The sequence below is a fragment of the Metallosphaera javensis (ex Sakai et al. 2022) genome (genome assembly GCA_021654415.1).
GTDB lineage: Archaea > Thermoproteota > Thermoprotei_A > Sulfolobales > Sulfolobaceae > Metallosphaera > Metallosphaera javensis.
In genome coordinates this window covers 558,078-572,053 of record AP024487.1, presented here as the reverse complement: position 1 = coordinate 572,053, position 13,976 = coordinate 558,078, and the positions used below count along the sequence as shown (strand labels likewise).

At 46.7% G+C, this 13,976-nt stretch carries 18 protein-coding genes, 4 tRNA genes and 1 pseudogene; 7 read left to right on the top strand and 16 right to left on the bottom strand.

Features of this window, described 5'->3' with window-relative positions; all coding sequences use genetic code 11:
• Nucleotides 1-76: 76 nt before the first annotated feature.
• Nucleotides 77-346, bottom strand: coding sequence for a hypothetical protein (locus tag QVC96_RS03525; RefSeq protein WP_238027224.1), 270 nt, complete (start codon nucleotides 344-346; stop codon nucleotides 77-79).
• 235 nt (nucleotides 347-581) lie between these two features.
• Between QVC96_RS03525 and QVC96_RS03520 the strand changes: the two genes are divergently transcribed.
• Nucleotides 582-679 (top strand) — tRNA-Met (locus QVC96_RS03520).
• Between the two features lie 129 nt (nucleotides 680-808).
• Here QVC96_RS03520 and rimI read toward each other — a convergent pair.
• Nucleotides 809-1,309 carry a ribosomal protein S18-alanine N-acetyltransferase gene (gene rimI, locus QVC96_RS03515; RefSeq protein ID WP_238027223.1) on the bottom strand — a complete coding sequence of 167 codons (501 nt, stop codon included), beginning with the start codon at nucleotides 1,307-1,309 and terminating at the stop codon, nucleotides 809-811.
• Between the two features lie 49 nt (nucleotides 1,310-1,358).
• Here rimI and coaBC point away from each other — a divergent pair, with 49 nt between their 5' ends.
• Both coaBC and QVC96_RS03505 read left to right on the top strand, forming a co-directional pair.
• Nucleotides 1,359-2,588 (top strand): bifunctional phosphopantothenoylcysteine decarboxylase/phosphopantothenate--cysteine ligase CoaBC, encoded by a 1,230-nt coding sequence (gene coaBC / locus QVC96_RS03510; protein WP_238027222.1) that lies wholly within the window; start codon nucleotides 1,359-1,361, stop codon nucleotides 2,586-2,588.
• 19 nt (nucleotides 2,589-2,607) lie between these two features.
• Nucleotides 2,608-2,682 (top strand) — tRNA-His (locus tag QVC96_RS03505).
• 92 nt (nucleotides 2,683-2,774) lie between these two features.
• Here QVC96_RS03505 and QVC96_RS03500 read toward each other — a convergent pair.
• From QVC96_RS03500 to QVC96_RS03475, 6 genes are all read right to left on the bottom strand, one after another.
• Entirely contained in the window at nucleotides 2,775-3,968 is a 1,194-nt protein-coding gene (locus QVC96_RS03500) for a glycosyltransferase (RefSeq protein WP_238027221.1), read from the bottom strand.
• Complete coding sequence (locus tag QVC96_RS03495; RefSeq protein WP_238027220.1) at nucleotides 3,965-4,624, bottom strand: DUF5752 family protein; 660 nt, start codon at nucleotides 4,622-4,624, stop codon at nucleotides 3,965-3,967. Before QVC96_RS03495 ends, QVC96_RS03500 begins: the two co-directional genes overlap by 4 nt.
• An 87-nt stretch (nucleotides 4,625-4,711) precedes the next feature.
• On the bottom strand, nucleotides 4,712-5,146 hold the full coding sequence (locus QVC96_RS03490; protein ID WP_238027219.1) for a hypothetical protein: 435 nt from the start codon (nucleotides 5,144-5,146) through the stop codon (nucleotides 4,712-4,714).
• On the bottom strand, nucleotides 5,127-6,014 hold the full coding sequence (locus QVC96_RS03485) for a triphosphoribosyl-dephospho-CoA synthase (protein WP_287689918.1): 888 nt from the start codon (nucleotides 6,012-6,014) through the stop codon (nucleotides 5,127-5,129). Before QVC96_RS03485 ends, QVC96_RS03490 begins: the two co-directional genes overlap by 20 nt.
• Nucleotides 5,971-6,864 (bottom strand): hypothetical protein, encoded by an 894-nt coding sequence (locus QVC96_RS03480; protein ID WP_238027217.1) that lies wholly within the window; start codon nucleotides 6,862-6,864, stop codon nucleotides 5,971-5,973. The genes QVC96_RS03485 and QVC96_RS03480 overlap by 44 nt, the downstream gene beginning before the upstream one ends.
• Entirely contained in the window at nucleotides 6,825-7,718 is an 894-nt protein-coding gene (locus tag QVC96_RS03475) for a DUF1464 family protein (protein ID WP_287689917.1), read from the bottom strand. The genes QVC96_RS03480 and QVC96_RS03475 overlap by 40 nt, the downstream gene beginning before the upstream one ends.
• Nucleotides 7,719-7,842: 124 nt before the next feature.
• Here QVC96_RS03475 and QVC96_RS03470 point away from each other — a divergent pair, with 124 nt between their 5' ends.
• Complete coding sequence (locus QVC96_RS03470; RefSeq protein ID WP_287689916.1) at nucleotides 7,843-8,379, top strand: hypothetical protein; 537 nt, start codon at nucleotides 7,843-7,845, stop codon at nucleotides 8,377-8,379.
• A gap of 283 nt (nucleotides 8,380-8,662) precedes the next feature.
• On the opposite strand, the gene QVC96_RS03465 is transcribed toward QVC96_RS03470, so the two are convergent.
• Together QVC96_RS03465 and QVC96_RS03460 are read right to left on the bottom strand one after the other, a co-directional pair.
• Complete coding sequence (locus QVC96_RS03465; RefSeq protein ID WP_287689915.1) at nucleotides 8,663-10,057, bottom strand: hypothetical protein; 1,395 nt, start codon at nucleotides 10,055-10,057, stop codon at nucleotides 8,663-8,665.
• A gap of 45 nt (nucleotides 10,058-10,102) precedes the next feature.
• Nucleotides 10,103-10,655 (bottom strand): annotated as a pseudogene (locus tag QVC96_RS03460) (IS6 family transposase); the annotation flags it as partial.
• A gap of 164 nt (nucleotides 10,656-10,819) precedes the next feature.
• Between QVC96_RS03460 and QVC96_RS03455 the strand changes: the two are divergent.
• Nucleotides 10,820-10,895, top strand: a tRNA-Gly gene (locus QVC96_RS03455).
• A 95-nt stretch (nucleotides 10,896-10,990) separates the two neighbouring features.
• The gene (locus QVC96_RS03450) at nucleotides 10,991-11,107 is read left to right on the top strand and encodes a putative integrase (RefSeq protein ID WP_238024579.1); all 117 of its coding nucleotides are present in this window, start codon (nucleotides 10,991-10,993) and stop codon (nucleotides 11,105-11,107) included.
• A gap of 120 nt (nucleotides 11,108-11,227) precedes the next feature.
• Here QVC96_RS03450 and QVC96_RS03445 read toward each other — a convergent pair whose 3' ends face one another.
• Both QVC96_RS03445 and QVC96_RS03440 read right to left on the bottom strand, forming a co-directional pair.
• Nucleotides 11,228-11,470: a hypothetical protein gene (locus tag QVC96_RS03445; RefSeq protein ID WP_238024580.1), complete on the bottom strand. Its 243-nt coding sequence runs from the start codon at nucleotides 11,468-11,470 to the stop codon at nucleotides 11,228-11,230.
• Nucleotides 11,471-11,640: 170 nt separating this feature from the next.
• A complete protein-coding gene (locus tag QVC96_RS03440) occupies nucleotides 11,641-12,039 on the bottom strand; it encodes a hypothetical protein (protein WP_287689914.1) in 399 nt (132 codons plus the stop codon).
• 126 nt (nucleotides 12,040-12,165) lie between these two features.
• Between QVC96_RS03440 and QVC96_RS03435 the strand changes: the two genes are divergently transcribed.
• A tRNA-Phe gene (locus tag QVC96_RS03435) sits at nucleotides 12,166-12,253 on the top strand.
• A gap of 11 nt (nucleotides 12,254-12,264) precedes the next feature.
• Here QVC96_RS03435 and QVC96_RS03430 read toward each other — a convergent pair.
• From QVC96_RS03430 to cedA1, 4 genes are all read right to left on the bottom strand, one after another.
• Nucleotides 12,265-12,672, bottom strand: a complete 408-nt coding sequence (locus QVC96_RS03430; RefSeq protein ID WP_287689913.1) for an archease — start codon at nucleotides 12,670-12,672, stop codon at nucleotides 12,265-12,267.
• A gap of 106 nt (nucleotides 12,673-12,778) precedes the next feature.
• On the bottom strand, nucleotides 12,779-12,931 hold the full coding sequence (locus QVC96_RS03425; protein ID WP_287689912.1) for a hypothetical protein: 153 nt from the start codon (nucleotides 12,929-12,931) through the stop codon (nucleotides 12,779-12,781).
• Nucleotides 12,932-12,941: 10 nt separating this feature from the next.
• Nucleotides 12,942-13,712, bottom strand: coding sequence for a DNA import protein CedA (gene cedA, locus QVC96_RS03420; protein ID WP_287689911.1), 771 nt, complete (start codon nucleotides 13,710-13,712; stop codon nucleotides 12,942-12,944).
• Nucleotides 13,713-13,721: 9 nt separating this feature from the next.
• Complete coding sequence (gene cedA1 / locus QVC96_RS03415) at nucleotides 13,722-13,958, bottom strand: DNA import protein CedA1 (RefSeq protein ID WP_238024588.1); 237 nt, start codon at nucleotides 13,956-13,958, stop codon at nucleotides 13,722-13,724.
• Nucleotides 13,959-13,976: the final 18 nt, after the last annotated feature.

Below are 13,976 nucleotides of genomic sequence, written 5' to 3'. Positions count from 1 at the left end.
AGAATCGCATAAATTATGCTCGAATAGTTTAAAAAGTTTTTATATATCTATTTTTCTTATTAGGTTTTATATAATACTATGTAATTTCGCTCAGGTACAGGATATGGCTTCTGGGAAATTCGATAGACAGGACCTCTCTCAATAGATCTTTTAGCTGTTCTCCCGATATCTCAAACTCCCTCCTATTATACCCACTTTCGATTATTTTGTATTTATCGTGATCTAAAAAATAGATTTCCAGAAATCTATCCCTTTTATAACTTTCTATTCTCAGACCATTTCCGACTTTGAGTTTCTTGCAGGTTGAGTAAATTATCTTCTGCGCAGATCTGGCTGAAATGATCATGCGAAGATGAAATATTTTTGGGTAATTTAAGTGGTGATGACTTCAGGATGCTCAGAATTTCCAGCGCCAATCACAGTTCATTCGACCCTCTTGTCATCATCAAGTGTGCATATGGACAGCTGGGTATAAAAGATACCTCTTGATCAGCAGTTTATCCTATTGAATATTGGGCCGTCGTACCTCTAGGAAAGATTTAAATGACCCATTGATCCTATTAGTCTCGGTAGGGTAAAACAGCGGCGTAGGCCAGCCTGGTAGGCCGCAGGGCTCATATATGGGTATAATGCCCGTTGAGAAACCCTGAGGTCCCTGGTTCAAGTCCAGGCGCCGCTACTCCCCCTACCTCCACCTTGTAACGAGAAACTCATTGCCTGAAGGAGAATCTGAATCCCTAGATCATTACATACATTATATCGCAGAGCAAAAACATATTAGGCTTCCCTTGAGGACGTGGAGGCCTTCTCAGAGTGGAGCTGCCATGAGGTAGGCATCCTCGCCATCAGCGTAGTAATGTTTCAGTAGCTTTACCTTTTTGTAACCTACTTTCTCATAAAGTGAGATCGCAGGATAATTGCTAACCCTCACTTCAAGGTAAACTTCCTCCGCCCCATATACTGACTTCATCTTCTCCATGGAGGATGCAAGAAGATGCTTAGCTATCCCTCTTCTCCTGTAACCCTCTAGTACGGCAATGGAAACCACATGACCCTTCTTCACAAGGGGAATGAACGATCTGAGGTTGCTGAATCCCGTCTCTATCCTGGGCATAATGTAACCAACCACCTCCCCATCAACGGTAGCCACGAAAAATGCCTCTCCCCAATCTCTCACATGCTCCACGAAGAAGTAGTAGGGGTAGTTCTCCGGTAATGTTAACCTGTTAATCTTTATGATGGCGTCAATGTCATCTGCCCGAACAGTCCTTATAGTAAACCCTCTCTTCTCTTCAACCGTTTCGACCATGCTATAATGCTTTATAACGGTAGAATATATACATGCGTGAAGATAACTGATGCATCCTTCTAAGAAAATTGTAGGGACAATAAGCAAAGAGCTTCTTGGGAAGTCCATCCTGCTAGGAGTTACTGGTAGCATATCCCTGTACAGGTCACTGGATCTGGCCAGAGCCCTCATGAGAAGGGGAAGCGAGATCAGAGTGATTATGAGCTCGGAAGCAGCTAGGCTGATTTCCCCCGATATGTTCCTCTGGGCAACTGGTAATAACGTGATTACCCAGTTAACGGGGGAACTGGAACACGTGGAGTTGGCAGAAGAGAATGATGGATTTCTGATTGCCCCTGCAACTGCAAACACGATCGTGAAACTCGCGGAGGGAATAGCTGACACTCCCCTAGTCTCCACGGCACTTAATTTCATGGGTTTGGGAAAGCCTGTATGCGTTGTTCCAGCAATGCATCTGCCCATGTATCAATCTCCACAGGTGAGGAGGGCGGTTTTAAGGCTCAGGGAGATGTCCGTTAGGGTAGTAGAGCCTGAGATTGTGAATGACTTAGCACACTACCCGGATGTGGAGCTCATCACCTGGAGTTTCATTGCCCACATATTGAGGGGAGAGGATCTCAAGGGAGTGAAGATGATAGTAACCGCTGGTCCCACCAGAGAGTATATGGATCCCGTGAGATACATAAGCAACCCCAGCAGTGGAACCATGGGCGTATCGATAGCTAACGAGGCACATTTCAGGGGGGCAGAAGTGTATCTTGTTCACGGTCCCCTAAATTCCAAGGTTAAGAACTTTGTACCAAACACGGTGAACGTGGAATCCACATCAGAAATGAGAGACGCTGTCGTGTCTCTCGTGGAGAAGGGCTACAGGACCGTAATTATGGCCGCAGCGCCGGCAGACTTTAGATTCAGGCAGAGAAGGGACAAGAAGATAGATAGCCACAGCGAAGTTCCGGTAGTCGAGCTGGAGAAGACCCCCAAGATTTCCCAGGAATTAAGGGGAAAGGCCTTTCTGGTGGGATTCTCCGCTGAGACGGCAGATAACGACGACGAGTTAATAGAGAAGGCAAAGGCCAAGAAGGAGAGACATGGATTCGACATCATCATAGCGAATAACGTTGCTAGAAAGGACATAGGATTCGCTTCAGAATACAATGAAGTAGTAGTTATTGGGAACAACTTCGTCAGAAAGATCGATAAGGACTCAAAAAGCATCATAGCAAGGAATATACTCGATGTGGTCAAGGAAGAGCTTAAAAACAGGGACTTGTTATAGATTTCACTAGTCCATCGTGGCTCAGGTAGCTCAGCTCGGTTAGAGCGCTGGGCTGTGGACCCAGTGGTCCCGGGTTCAAATCCCGGCCTGAGCCCTGCTTTAGATAAATTGAAATTCATCCTCGCTTTAAGGGTGCGAATTAAAATAGCATGATGCATTTCGTATTGGACTTAAAGATAGCATATCTCACCCTTGAATTGACAGTAACATAACCATGAGATAATCCCTGAGCTCCCTAGTCATCAGGAAGTTATTTCTAACGTGTTCCCTAGCATCCTGACCTATCTTCTCTCTCACTTGCTTGTTTCTAAGCAAATAAATCAGATAATGCGTGGCCTCCTCAGGCGTGTTGACCAAGAACCCTGTATACCCATGTATTATTTGCAATGGAATACCCCCAGTGTTACCTCCAATTACTGCCTTCCTCTTCCACATGGCTTCGCTTACGGTTAAGCCGAAACCCTCCTTGATGGATTTTTGCATCACCACGTCTGCTCCCCTCTGAAATGCATTAACCTCCAGATCGCTATCTGGGGGGAGCATCAACAGATGGACATCCTTCACTCCCTCAGCAGCCTTAACTGTCTCCTGGTAAACCTGATCACCCTCAGGATCATCAGATGCAGGACTTCCCAGATAGACCAGTTGCGCATCTATGTGTTTCTTCAAGCCCTTGAAGGCAGATATCACCCCTACGGGATCTTTTGCCCTGTCGAATCTACTTATCTGGGTTACCAGTGGCCTTTGAGGATCCACATCAAACTTTCTCAGGATCCTCTCCACAGTGAATCGTGATATCTCCCTGTTTTTCACGCTCAAGGGATCTATGGACGGAGGAACTATGTACTGTGGAACGTTCAGATCCTCCCTTCCAAAAACTGATGATGACACAATCATGGCATCATATTGCTGAACGTATTTACGAAGGAACTCCCACACCGGTGGATAGGGGTTGGAGATATCTATGTGACATCTCCATATCCACTTTCCCTTCTTTCTAACCTTGATCAAACCCGCAGGCTGAGGATCATGTATAAAGATCACGTCATAATCCAGGGGTATCTCCGAGGCGTTAATGTCTTGCCATTTCTCGTAAATGGAGAAACTGTCCTGGTTTAGGTTCCCCATTCCATTTTGCAGGGAATTATGAAAGGACTTCGTTACGTTAAAGAAATCATTGTCTCCCCTGATAACCTTCCATTGCGTATTTATCCCCAGTTCGTTCATCATAGGAACCAGTTTGCTCAATATCTCGGCAACTCCTCCACCCTTTGGCGTTGAGTTCACGTGAAGTACAGAAAGCCCCTTTAGCTTCTCAGCAATTCTGTAGATGGCATCCAGTTCATTTTCTCCTATTATCTCAGCATATTTTTCTATCATGAGTAGATCACCCTTTCCACTAGCGAGAGAATGTCTTCCCTGAGTACCTCCTCGCTGACATATGTCTGTGGATCTATCTTGGAGAGTCTGTCCGCCAGAGCTGAGGCGTGGAACTCCTGTTCCAGCCAGGCGGAGAAATCATTCCTGCTAGAATATCCCATCACTCGCCTGAACACGAAATGATACACCACGGACCGCATCGTAATGCTGGACAGGACGTCGATGAATTCCCCCACACTCCACGCTCTCTTTCCTGTATCGTATATCACAGGCCTGCAGGTAATGAAGTGAAATGGTCTATCAGCTCTAACCCTGTTCTGGGACGACTCCAGTATCTTGAGAATTTCATCCCTAACCTGTTCCACGGTCTTCGGTTCTGCGCCTTCCACATCAGAAACCTTGTATGCAAGTGATTCATCATGGAGTTCATCTCTAATCCAAAATGCGAAGTCGTTATGCAGATCTTGGGGCACGACGTGACTAGAAAAAATTGGGTGAAATACGTGATAAAAAATTGAATATCCGTCAACTTTTCGTATTCCGTCCATCAACTCCTCAATGGTGTAGGCTTTCCTTCCGGCGTATACTGGAGGATAGTAAGATGCATAGAATTCAAATGGATTTCTAGCTTTTAGATCTAGAAAACTGGCGACCATACGTAATACTGGATTCCTCCCTAATAAAGAATCGAGCTATGATAGGGAAATAATCAAGTTGGGGAAAAAATAGATCCGTATTGCCTACTATATGGCGATAAACCTGTATTTCCCGTTCCCGAAGTATTCTACAAATTGCCCCAGTGAACCTAGACCAACGGAGACTACCCTGGTGCCCTCAAAATCAACTTCCTTCTGTACTTCCGAATGACCATGAAAAACTAGGAGAGGTCTGTGGGTTAGTATCTTAGCCCTCACGGCGAGAGAACCTATGCTAACTCCATTGACGAGGCCGGTTCCAACACCAAAGGGGGGCTCATGTACTATCACGTAGGGAGTCGAAAAATCTACTGAAAGATCTCCTTCCCTGGTGAATAAAAGGTTGTTCCTCTCCATGTACTTCGTTGCGGTTATGCTATCCATCTCCCCTAAAATCCCCTTGAAGTTCCTTATCCTCTGAGGACATTCTACATCCCCTAGCCCTATCACCCTTGCGCCTAACCTATTGAGCCACTCTATCACATCCTCTCTGCAGGAAAGACCTGAAACCATTATTAAAGAGCTCATTCAGTTCATATAGAGCAATTCCTGACGCTATTAAATCAGCTGTGGATCCCGGATTGATTCTACGGGAGATCAGAAACCTGTTTAACTTCTCCAGCTCTCCTTCAGATGGGCAATCTGGGATCTTGGATGCTAGGAGAGATATGTTAAGTGCAGTTCTGCTTCCCCACTTTCTAAGTATCAGCCCATCTGGTTCTTCCGAGAGTAACCTTATGAAGGCGTGCTGAATGGTACGTGTGAAGGAACCGCACCTATTACTCCTCAAGAGCTGGAAAATCCTGAGGGACCTACGATACCCCTCCATCAGCTCCCTGGAAACTGTATCAAACGTGGCAGACCACTCCAAAACCCGCCAAAATTCTAGATCCCCAGATCGGTAGTCCATCCTCTCCATCCTTCCAAGATAACTGGGTTGAATAATGGATAGGCTGTCACTAAACCATTTCCAATCCTCACGCCCCATGGAACGAATCACCTGAGATGCCCTGACAATCAGACCTTCAAGATTAAGGGATGAGGCAGAATACGCTAGGGGTAACAACAGCATTGCCGTCCCCAGAAGGGCGAATCTTCCGCTAGAGACCTTATACAACAAATCCATGAGGGGGAGTTTCCGATGAAAGCCCCTAAGGCAGGCCTCTTGATATGAGCCCTCCAGCTTCATGGCTGAATCCAGAAGATCCCTGTATCTCACCGAGGGGATGTCCTGGGTAGGTCCTGCGTTACCTGGTTTTGGTACGCTTGCCTCAATGAAGGAGGCCAGGCTCAGCAGTCTGCCAACCCTATTGCAGAACCCTGATATTTCCCTTGACCCTTCTATCCCCAATTAGAATCACCCTCTTACCTGAACACTCCAATTCAAGTCCCTTCACCTTCATCAAACCTCCCTTGAACATGGCCATGGAGTAAATACCTTCCCACGATATCACTTCGTAGTAATCGTGGGAGTAAAGCCCAGCCACTGCGGGGTAAAACAATGATCTACAATCACCTTCCATTTCTCCCTCAATTATCACCTCCCTGAGAGGTGAGCATACTTCCCTGCAATAGGGGTGAGGTTTATCATCCACAAAGAGGAATGAGTATCTCATTCCCCTGTACACTCCCCTAGTTCTGACGTCGTAGAGAGACTTTGCCTCCTCCACGTCCAGAGAGTAGTTTCTTGAAGCCTCCCTTATCCACTCTACGTCTGGGCTTCCTCCAGGAAAACTGGACAGGAAGTCGTAGGCATCCTTACAGCCGTAGATCACCATGTCAACATCGGAGTTTGCATGCTCTATACCCACTAGATAGGAACCGGTTATCCCTAGACGTATGTTAGGTATTTTGTCCAGAAGGGAAAACATAGCATGTAGCTCCATTTTTTTCTCATTTGAAAGTATTTTTCTGAATCCTTCCTCCGGGTAAAGATGTCTCCTTACCCTGGACAGTGGGATAATGGGAAATTCCACGCCGTGGCATGGTTCCATTGAAAACACCTGGGGGGAATTAATAAGGTTATGAACACCGTAATATCTCAGAACCCTTTCATAACCCTTCCAGAGGCCCCTTCCGGTGTAAATATACTTCGTGTACCCGTATACGTAACCGGGAGGATTCTGGTTGGTGATAACGAACCCTATGTTGCCTTCCCTATCTATGACCGCGTCCTTATCCAAGTAATAGTTTCTTCCCATCCCTCCAGTTCCACGTAATCAATAGGTGTTCCAGTGCTATTAAGCATGTCAATATATTCCTTGAACCTGAATCCGGCGAAAGCTGAGGCTATATAGGCTGCCCCGACCGCTGATTCCTTGAACCTGAAGTCAAACTTTAAGCCAAAAGGAACCCTATCCTTTCTCTTTCCTGAGACCAGCACCGGGACCTGATACTCTTCGGCGTAGTACTTCGCGAACATTTCAGCCACTTCCATCGCTCTTTGGAATGTTCCGGTAGAGTAAATCAGGTTCTTGGTTAAAGGCCTGCGCTGGGATAGGAGATAGGCCACTTCCCCATCCACAAACCCGGCGGAACCAGGCAGGATGGAACTTCCCAAACCGTCTACTATTACTCCATCAAGCACAGCTAGAGCAGATATAAACTTTGAACCTGTCTCCACCAGCACGAAGTCCCTGAACATGGTTCTGTAAAAGAAAGCAGATGCAACCTTATCTGCTGTTCCAAGATCGATCATGTTTACCTTTCTGTGCCTTGGCACACTAAGTAATTCAACGACGGAGGGAATGGTTATCCCGGGCAAGCGTTTAGACGCTCTCAAAAACGAGTGTAGAGGCCCTCTCTCTGTTGTTGAAAGTGTCATTTTAAAAATATCATCCTCTTCCAGATCCCTGGCCTTGATAAAGGGAAGACCGTGACCAGAGGGCAGGGAAATTAGGGTTGGTTTATACTTTAGAATATGACCAATTATTGATAGTACGTCTTTTTCCACTTGATCAGTCGGAAACTCCGTGTAATTTATCACCCTCCCCAGCCCATCCACCATTGCCACAGCGTAGGAAGAGGTTCCAGGATCCACGCCTGCGAAAATCATAAAGTGATAGGTGACTTACGGATTACAAGTTTTATGATGAAAATTTTTCCTTGACCGGTGAAAGGAGCGGGCAGCCACTGATTAGCCTTGTAACTTTTTATACGATTGTATACTCTTTTATGCTATGTCGGAGAGGAAAAGGAAATCCAACAGGCATCCGTGTTTTATGGATAAGGGATTACACGTTAAATTGGACCAGTTGGCATCATCCAAGAGGATGAGCTTGTATGATTACACCAACTATTTGTTGAGTAACGCCCTTGAAATAGAGGCCAGCGGGGTTAACCTGAATCAAGTTAAGGAGCTAATCATTGTATTGGGCAAAATCTCTCAGAGTTACAAGGGTACCATAACAATAGCCCCTTTCTCAATGACCGGTAAAGAGGGCGAATGGCGAGACCTTGGGAAAAGATTAGGAATTATTGCCAAGGAGAGCTTCCAGGATAGTAGGGAAGGAGTGATGAGAATGTGCAAATTTCTTCTGGAAATATTCGGACAAGTTCAGGAAGGAGATAATTATGTAAAAGTGTTGTCGCCTAACCTCATGTCAGAAACCGTGACAAATAACCTGAAAGAGCTTCTGGAGGGATTACTGGAGAGTTCTGCAGTGAAAGGAATGGTGATTCATGATAAGGGAGTGCTGGGGCTGAAAATGGACTGATAGGATTTGGTTTATTACGATAAACCTGCCTGAGTGGAGCCAAGCGTTGTACCATGAAGTTAATAGTTTAAATTATAACTCGTTATAGAATCTTTTTGAAATTATCATCGTATACGTCTCTTGTTACTGAGGCTGTGAAATGAGTGTGTCCATAGTGTCGTCATGTTGGGATATTTCAAAGTTCAAGGAATTCAATGCTAAGTCACGAAGCCATAAAGCTAATTTATGCAAGTTTGACGACACTACGGACAAACTCGTTGAAGGGAGTCAGAAACACGTTAAATTAGTCGTATGTGGAGGCGCAGTCGTTAACCATCTCGGCGAGATCGTCGTAGGAGTAGTCGGGGTGATCCTGGATGGCCTCGGAGGCGCAGTTCTCCACCCTGAGCTTGCGCTCGTACCACTCCCTGTAGAGCAACCTGTCCGTGATTGGGGGAGGATTTCCGGAGAGCTCCTGGACAAGCCTGCTGTAGGTGGTCTGGAGCTCCTGGGCTATCTCCCTGGCCGAGGCCAGGGCCTGCTCGTAGGACTGGTCCATCCAGTCAACAAGGGTTGCAGCGGCGAGGGAGATGAAGGGAGGGAAGCCCAGCTCGGAGAGGGCCCTCCTGAAGCGGTTCCTGGCGTCCAGGAGAGCCAGGAGTTCCTGCTCTAGGCCCAGGTCTCTTGCCCAGGTAGAGACGCCCGAGGAGGTGAAGGGAGGTGGTGTCACTGCCCTCACCGCGACCGCGTTTAGGCCTTGGAGGATGTGGTATCCCGAGACCAGGCCGGCTATCCCGAAACCTGAACACGTGTTCCCGCAGGCGATGGAGGTGAGGATGGGAGCGCCCAGGTCGGCGTCACCAATACTGGTAATGGACTTACCTAGGTCGCATAGATACTTGGGCATAATTTGGGTACAGAGTGAGGCGATCTCCTGGCTCATCCCGTTCAACGTGAAGAAGGGGAAGTACATGTTGGTGGGGATGGAGAGGCTGCCTATCTGTATGGGCTTGGCTGGGGTGGCCCCTATTCCCTCGTAGACGAAGGGATAGTTGTCTGAGGCTAACTTCATTTCCTCTTCGCCTGACCTGGATAGGTTATAATTTCCCTTTTTGTCCCTATACGTCAACATGCTGTTCCGCACTCTTAAATTGGGCGCCTGGGTCATCAACCCCATGAATATCGCCTGGTAACCTGAGAGCAAGTTCCACACGGGTCCCAGGATACCGCCACAGTCCCTGAACTGGGCCGGGTTGTACCACGTTGGGGGAACCCTCAACTTCTCCATGGGGAAAACCCCAATCCCCGCCTGGGCGAACCTGTCCAGGATTCCCACCCTGATCTTCCCGTAGGAGGTGGCCTTGCTCCCTCCCTGGTACGTGATGATCGTCCCGTTGGTCCAGTGGGGAGATACCCCGCCCACGTAGTACCACTCCCCCGTGTCCTCCGTCCTGAAGAGTATGCCCTGCCTGTACACCCTGTCCGGGTCGCTGTCAGCCTCCACCCTCAACCTCTGGGAGGTAGCAATAGCAGGGTAAACCTCGTACCTCCTGGGGTCTCCTCCCTGGTAAAGGGAGAAGTAAGTCCTCAACCCCTGCTGGAGGCACTCCTCCTGCTTCACGTTGAGGCTTATCTCTAGACCGATGATGGGGCCCAGGGCGGGTCCCAGCCCTGAAATTGATCCAACAATCTGAGCCATATACATTCTGGATCTAGAGAAACTATTTATCCTTTGCCGTGATATCTAGGGTATTATATCTCTGTGGGTCTGTTGACGGACGGTGAAGTAAGCGGAGAACCACTTCCTCAGGCTCCACTTGCTGGAGTTCCATGGGAAGTGGAAGTCCATCCCGGAGAGCCTGTGCTTCATCGTCCTGAAGACCTGTTCAACCCTGTTCCTCACGAAGGCGATGTGCTCGTGTTCAACCGCTGCTGGGAAGTTGTATGCGGGGAGGTCGTGGACGTAACTGGCCTTCACCCTTAGCTTAACCTCTCTCACTGCCCCTACTAGCTCGTCCAGACCTGACCTGGCCTCGTGAAGAAGGGCAAGACCCCCGTGTTAAGACCCATCACGACCCATAGATGGTACACCACGCCCTTCACAGCTTGGTCTCGTCCACCGAGTACTCTCCCGCTGACACGTCAACTCTCGCGCTGGACAGCCTTCTCCGGTAGTAGTGAACAGTGCTCCTGGTTAACCTGAACCTCCTGAGCGAGTGGCCCAGATAGTAACCAGCAAGGGCCCTCACCAACTCCAGGGAGTGGAACCTTGCAAGGTTATTAACCCTGAGAAGGTAACACGTTGGGTCAGGACGGGGAGAGACGCGATATTCACGCTCTCACCCAAACTTAACCCGTCCTGGCCCAACTTAAATTGTCTATTATAGCAATATTGTTGGACACACTCCTGTGAAATCTAGTTTAGATTTATTAATAGGCGAATATCACCATTATTTAGAGTGCGGCCGTAGTCCAGCCTGGATTAGGACGCTGGCCTCCCAAGCCAGAGATCCCGGGTTCAAATCCCGGCGGTCGCACTTGTCCAATTGTGGGGGCAGAGCCCCCATGCCCTCATTTTCTTTCAGTTTTGGGTAACCCTAACTTTACCGAGATAAGGTACAAGTAAGACAACGTGATTATTCGCAAGGGGAAAAGGATGTATTACGTTAACGTATTGGAGAACGTGAACGGTGAGATGAAGGAGCTTTACCTCGCTCCTTTAGATGACGTTGTTAAGTCTTGCCTTTAGGGTTACCACTTCACGCACGCAGATAATTGGCAGCCATCAAAATAGCCTGGCTTGAAGGCAGATTAAAGGAAGTATGCAAAAATCATGTAGAGTTAGGAAAAACACAGGTGCCTCATGGAGCTACTGGGAGCTCTCCCGTCCTGTCCATCCCTCTACCCTCTCGAGGCAATACTCCATAAATCTATGGCTATTGTCGAAGGTCTTTCCGTCCAGCGATTCACATTCCACCCTCATGTATATCTCGTTATCCTCAACGAAAGTTCTGAGACGATCATTGTTCAGTAGGTCGTAGACTGGTTTACCGAACATGTCCACAAGATCCACAAGGAGATACTCCTCTTCTCGACGAGGAATAAAACCCATTCACCCATTTCGATTACATTCTCGTTAGTCCCCTGAGCCTCAACGTCCAGTAGTTATAACATGTCTTTGTTCGATCTGGACCAAGCATCACTAACTATTCCTATGTGGAGGACGTATATCTCGAACGTTGCCTAACCTGTAGAATGATAGAATATCTCTATTTCCAGAATCTAGCTGATAATATAACAATTATTGCCTTGTATAAATTTGTTTATATTATTTTTAATATAGGTAAACAGATCAGTCATACCGTTCTTCCTCATGTTACCTATGGATAATAGAAATAAGTTACCCCTTACAATACATTCAGGCCGTTTATTGCCATACTCCATTTCCGGTGAGAAAAGACCAAAGATCAACATGCCCGATAGGCTTGGTACTCTCGAGCTGAGTATCTCAATCACTTTGGATGCGTTGAACACTCCCCTGTCCCAGTCATATGCGGTTAAACTTACGTGAACTATTTCTATCATAGTATATGATTTAATTCCTTTATTTTCTAGTTCTTCCTTAAAGGTCTCCAGGACAGATCTATCGATCTTATTAGTGCTGACCAGTAATACTTCCAATGTCGGGGTCCCTGGAGACCCTAATTCACAGACACCCTAATAAGGGTACTCCTCGGGTGTCGCCGGACCCCCACTGAACCATGCGGAACAAAAGTTTTAAGTTTAGGCTCGTCAATCTACATCCGTGCCGCCGTAGCTCAGCCCGGGAGAGCACCCGGCTGAAGACTTCGGTTTAGAGACCGGGTTGTCCGGGGTTCAAGTCCCCGCGGCGGCACTCACACGCTTTTAGATATCCACTACAAACGTAATCTCAACCTTTCCGTTTGTCTTTATGGACATTTCGTGATATGTCATTGCCTTGACCACAGTTCTTCTTTCGTGTTTCTTCTCATCAAACCTCTCTCCAAAGGCCTGGGCCTTCAAGCTTAATCCATCTATTTTGACCTGAAATTTGCTGAATAATAATAACTCCGTATCGTAATAAAACAAAAGAGATTCAATCCATCTATAAAGAAGATTCTCAAGGTCGTATCCCTCCACTTGCACATCCACTGAAACCTTTGGCTCCACCTTGGAGGTGTCAGTCATGATCTCAAAAACAGCCAGCGCTGAGTTCTCAAATGCCTCTTCTAGAGTTTTTCCCCACGCCTTAATTCCCACATCTGCCGTATGATCAAAGAACTGGAAACCCATAACAGATTTATAACCCCGAGAACTTTAACGTTATAGATTAACATGGGAGGAAGACAAAAAACTACTATATTCATGAATAAGGAAGTGAAGAAAGAGAAGAAGCAATCTAATCAGCAAGCACAGAAGTGATTCTTGGAAGCAGAAATATAGCCAAGGCTATGACCAAGGAAATTATAGAGAGACCCAGATTTTTTGTTTCGATATAGGAGATTATGGACGCATAAACTAGCAGGAAAATCATCAAGGTCCTCGATTTCATATTATAACACCTAGAGGAAATCCACAGGTATAGGTAGCCTTGAATACGACCCCGATATAACTGATCCGATTCCCACGGATAGCGAGGCCAGAATACCTAGATAGACCAGGGGCATTAACACTGTTCCCTCAATATAAGCCGGAATAACTTGAGTAGCGAGTACAGTGAGATTATCTGCAGAACCCACAGTACTTTGAAGGACATTCACGTTGAAGGCACTGAGGAAGGAGGGCAAGAGCGGAAGGCCTACATAGAAAACTATGGAAAAACCTATGAGCGATCCGCCGATTGACCTCCCTATCCTAAACGGGATTGACATCATCAGTATACCCAGAGCTAAGATGAGTCCTACATAGTTATACACCAGCTGAGATATAACAATTAGGGTCCCTGTGATGCTCATAAAGCCTGATATTAATGACAGGAATAGGCTAAGGGGTCCCACTATTGGGTTTATTCCTCCGTATGGAAAGGAGGTTATGGTGGCGTAAAGGGTCCTTATCAAGGTGTAAACTTGAAGCTCTCCAGTCAGAAGCTGGTAAAGCCAGCTGATATAGTAGGTCCAATTGATCCCCAGATAATTTCCCAGCTGAACCACGAACAGAATTAAGGTTTCGTATAGATTAACTAAAATTGAGGAATATATCCCATCAACAATAAGTTTGGGCCCCCACTTTTTGACCCCATAAACGGGTACTGGAATTGCCATCAGAAGTGTCCCGAGAAAGTATGTAAGTCCGGCCAGATCTTGTGAAATTGAAAGAATTTGAAAAACATTCATTAAAATCACCTAGAATTGACCCGCGAAATAGGAGATCAGGGCAAATACCGTAGTTCCTAGGGCCAGCCAGAATGCTGCCATTATGGCATCCTCAATGAAATCCTGACCTGCTCTTTTCACCTTAAATATTGGAATTGGCGATCCTCTTAACGCCCATCCAATGGCCCAAGCTAATATAAAAACACTCCACGATATCTCCGTAACCTGGGTTGTCAACTGTTGTATGAAAGATTCTACTCCAGCCATCAATTATTTCTATGCTAA

Coding starts and splice junctions, on each gene's coding strand:
- QVC96_RS03480 (WP_238027217.1), bottom strand. CDS start 6,864: ATGGGAAGAAACTATTACTTGGATAAGGACGCGGTCATAGATAGGGAA.
- QVC96_RS03465 (WP_287689915.1), bottom strand. CDS start 10,057: ATGGCTCAGATTGTTGGATCAATTTCAGGGCTGGGACCCGCCCTGGGC.
- cedA (WP_287689911.1), bottom strand. CDS start 13,712: ATGAATGTTTTTCAAATTCTTTCAATTTCACAAGATCTGGCCGGACTT.
- QVC96_RS03525 (WP_238027224.1), bottom strand. CDS start 346: ATGATCATTTCAGCCAGATCTGCGCAGAAGATAATTTACTCAACCTGC.
- cedA1 (WP_238024588.1), bottom strand. CDS start 13,958: ATGGCTGGAGTAGAATCTTTCATACAACAGTTGACAACCCAGGTTACG.
- QVC96_RS03475 (WP_287689917.1), bottom strand. CDS start 7,718: ATGATTTTCGCAGGCGTGGATCCTGGAACCTCTTCCTACGCTGTGGCA.
- QVC96_RS03500 (WP_238027221.1), bottom strand. CDS start 3,968: ATGATAGAAAAATATGCTGAGATAATAGGAGAAAATGAACTGGATGCC.
- coaBC (WP_238027222.1), top strand. CDS start 1,359: ATGCATCCTTCTAAGAAAATTGTAGGGACAATAAGCAAAGAGCTTCTT.
- QVC96_RS03470 (WP_287689916.1), top strand. CDS start 7,843: ATGTCGGAGAGGAAAAGGAAATCCAACAGGCATCCGTGTTTTATGGAT.
- QVC96_RS03445 (WP_238024580.1), bottom strand. CDS start 11,470: ATGGGTTTTATTCCTCGTCGAGAAGAGGAGTATCTCCTTGTGGATCTT.
- rimI (WP_238027223.1), bottom strand. CDS start 1,309: ATGGTCGAAACGGTTGAAGAGAAGAGAGGGTTTACTATAAGGACTGTT.
- QVC96_RS03430 (WP_287689913.1), bottom strand. CDS start 12,672: ATGGGTTTCCAGTTCTTTGATCATACGGCAGATGTGGGAATTAAGGCG.
- QVC96_RS03495 (WP_238027220.1), bottom strand. CDS start 4,624: ATGGTCGCCAGTTTTCTAGATCTAAAAGCTAGAAATCCATTTGAATTC.
- QVC96_RS03425 (WP_287689912.1), bottom strand. CDS start 12,931: ATGAAATCGAGGACCTTGATGATTTTCCTGCTAGTTTATGCGTCCATA.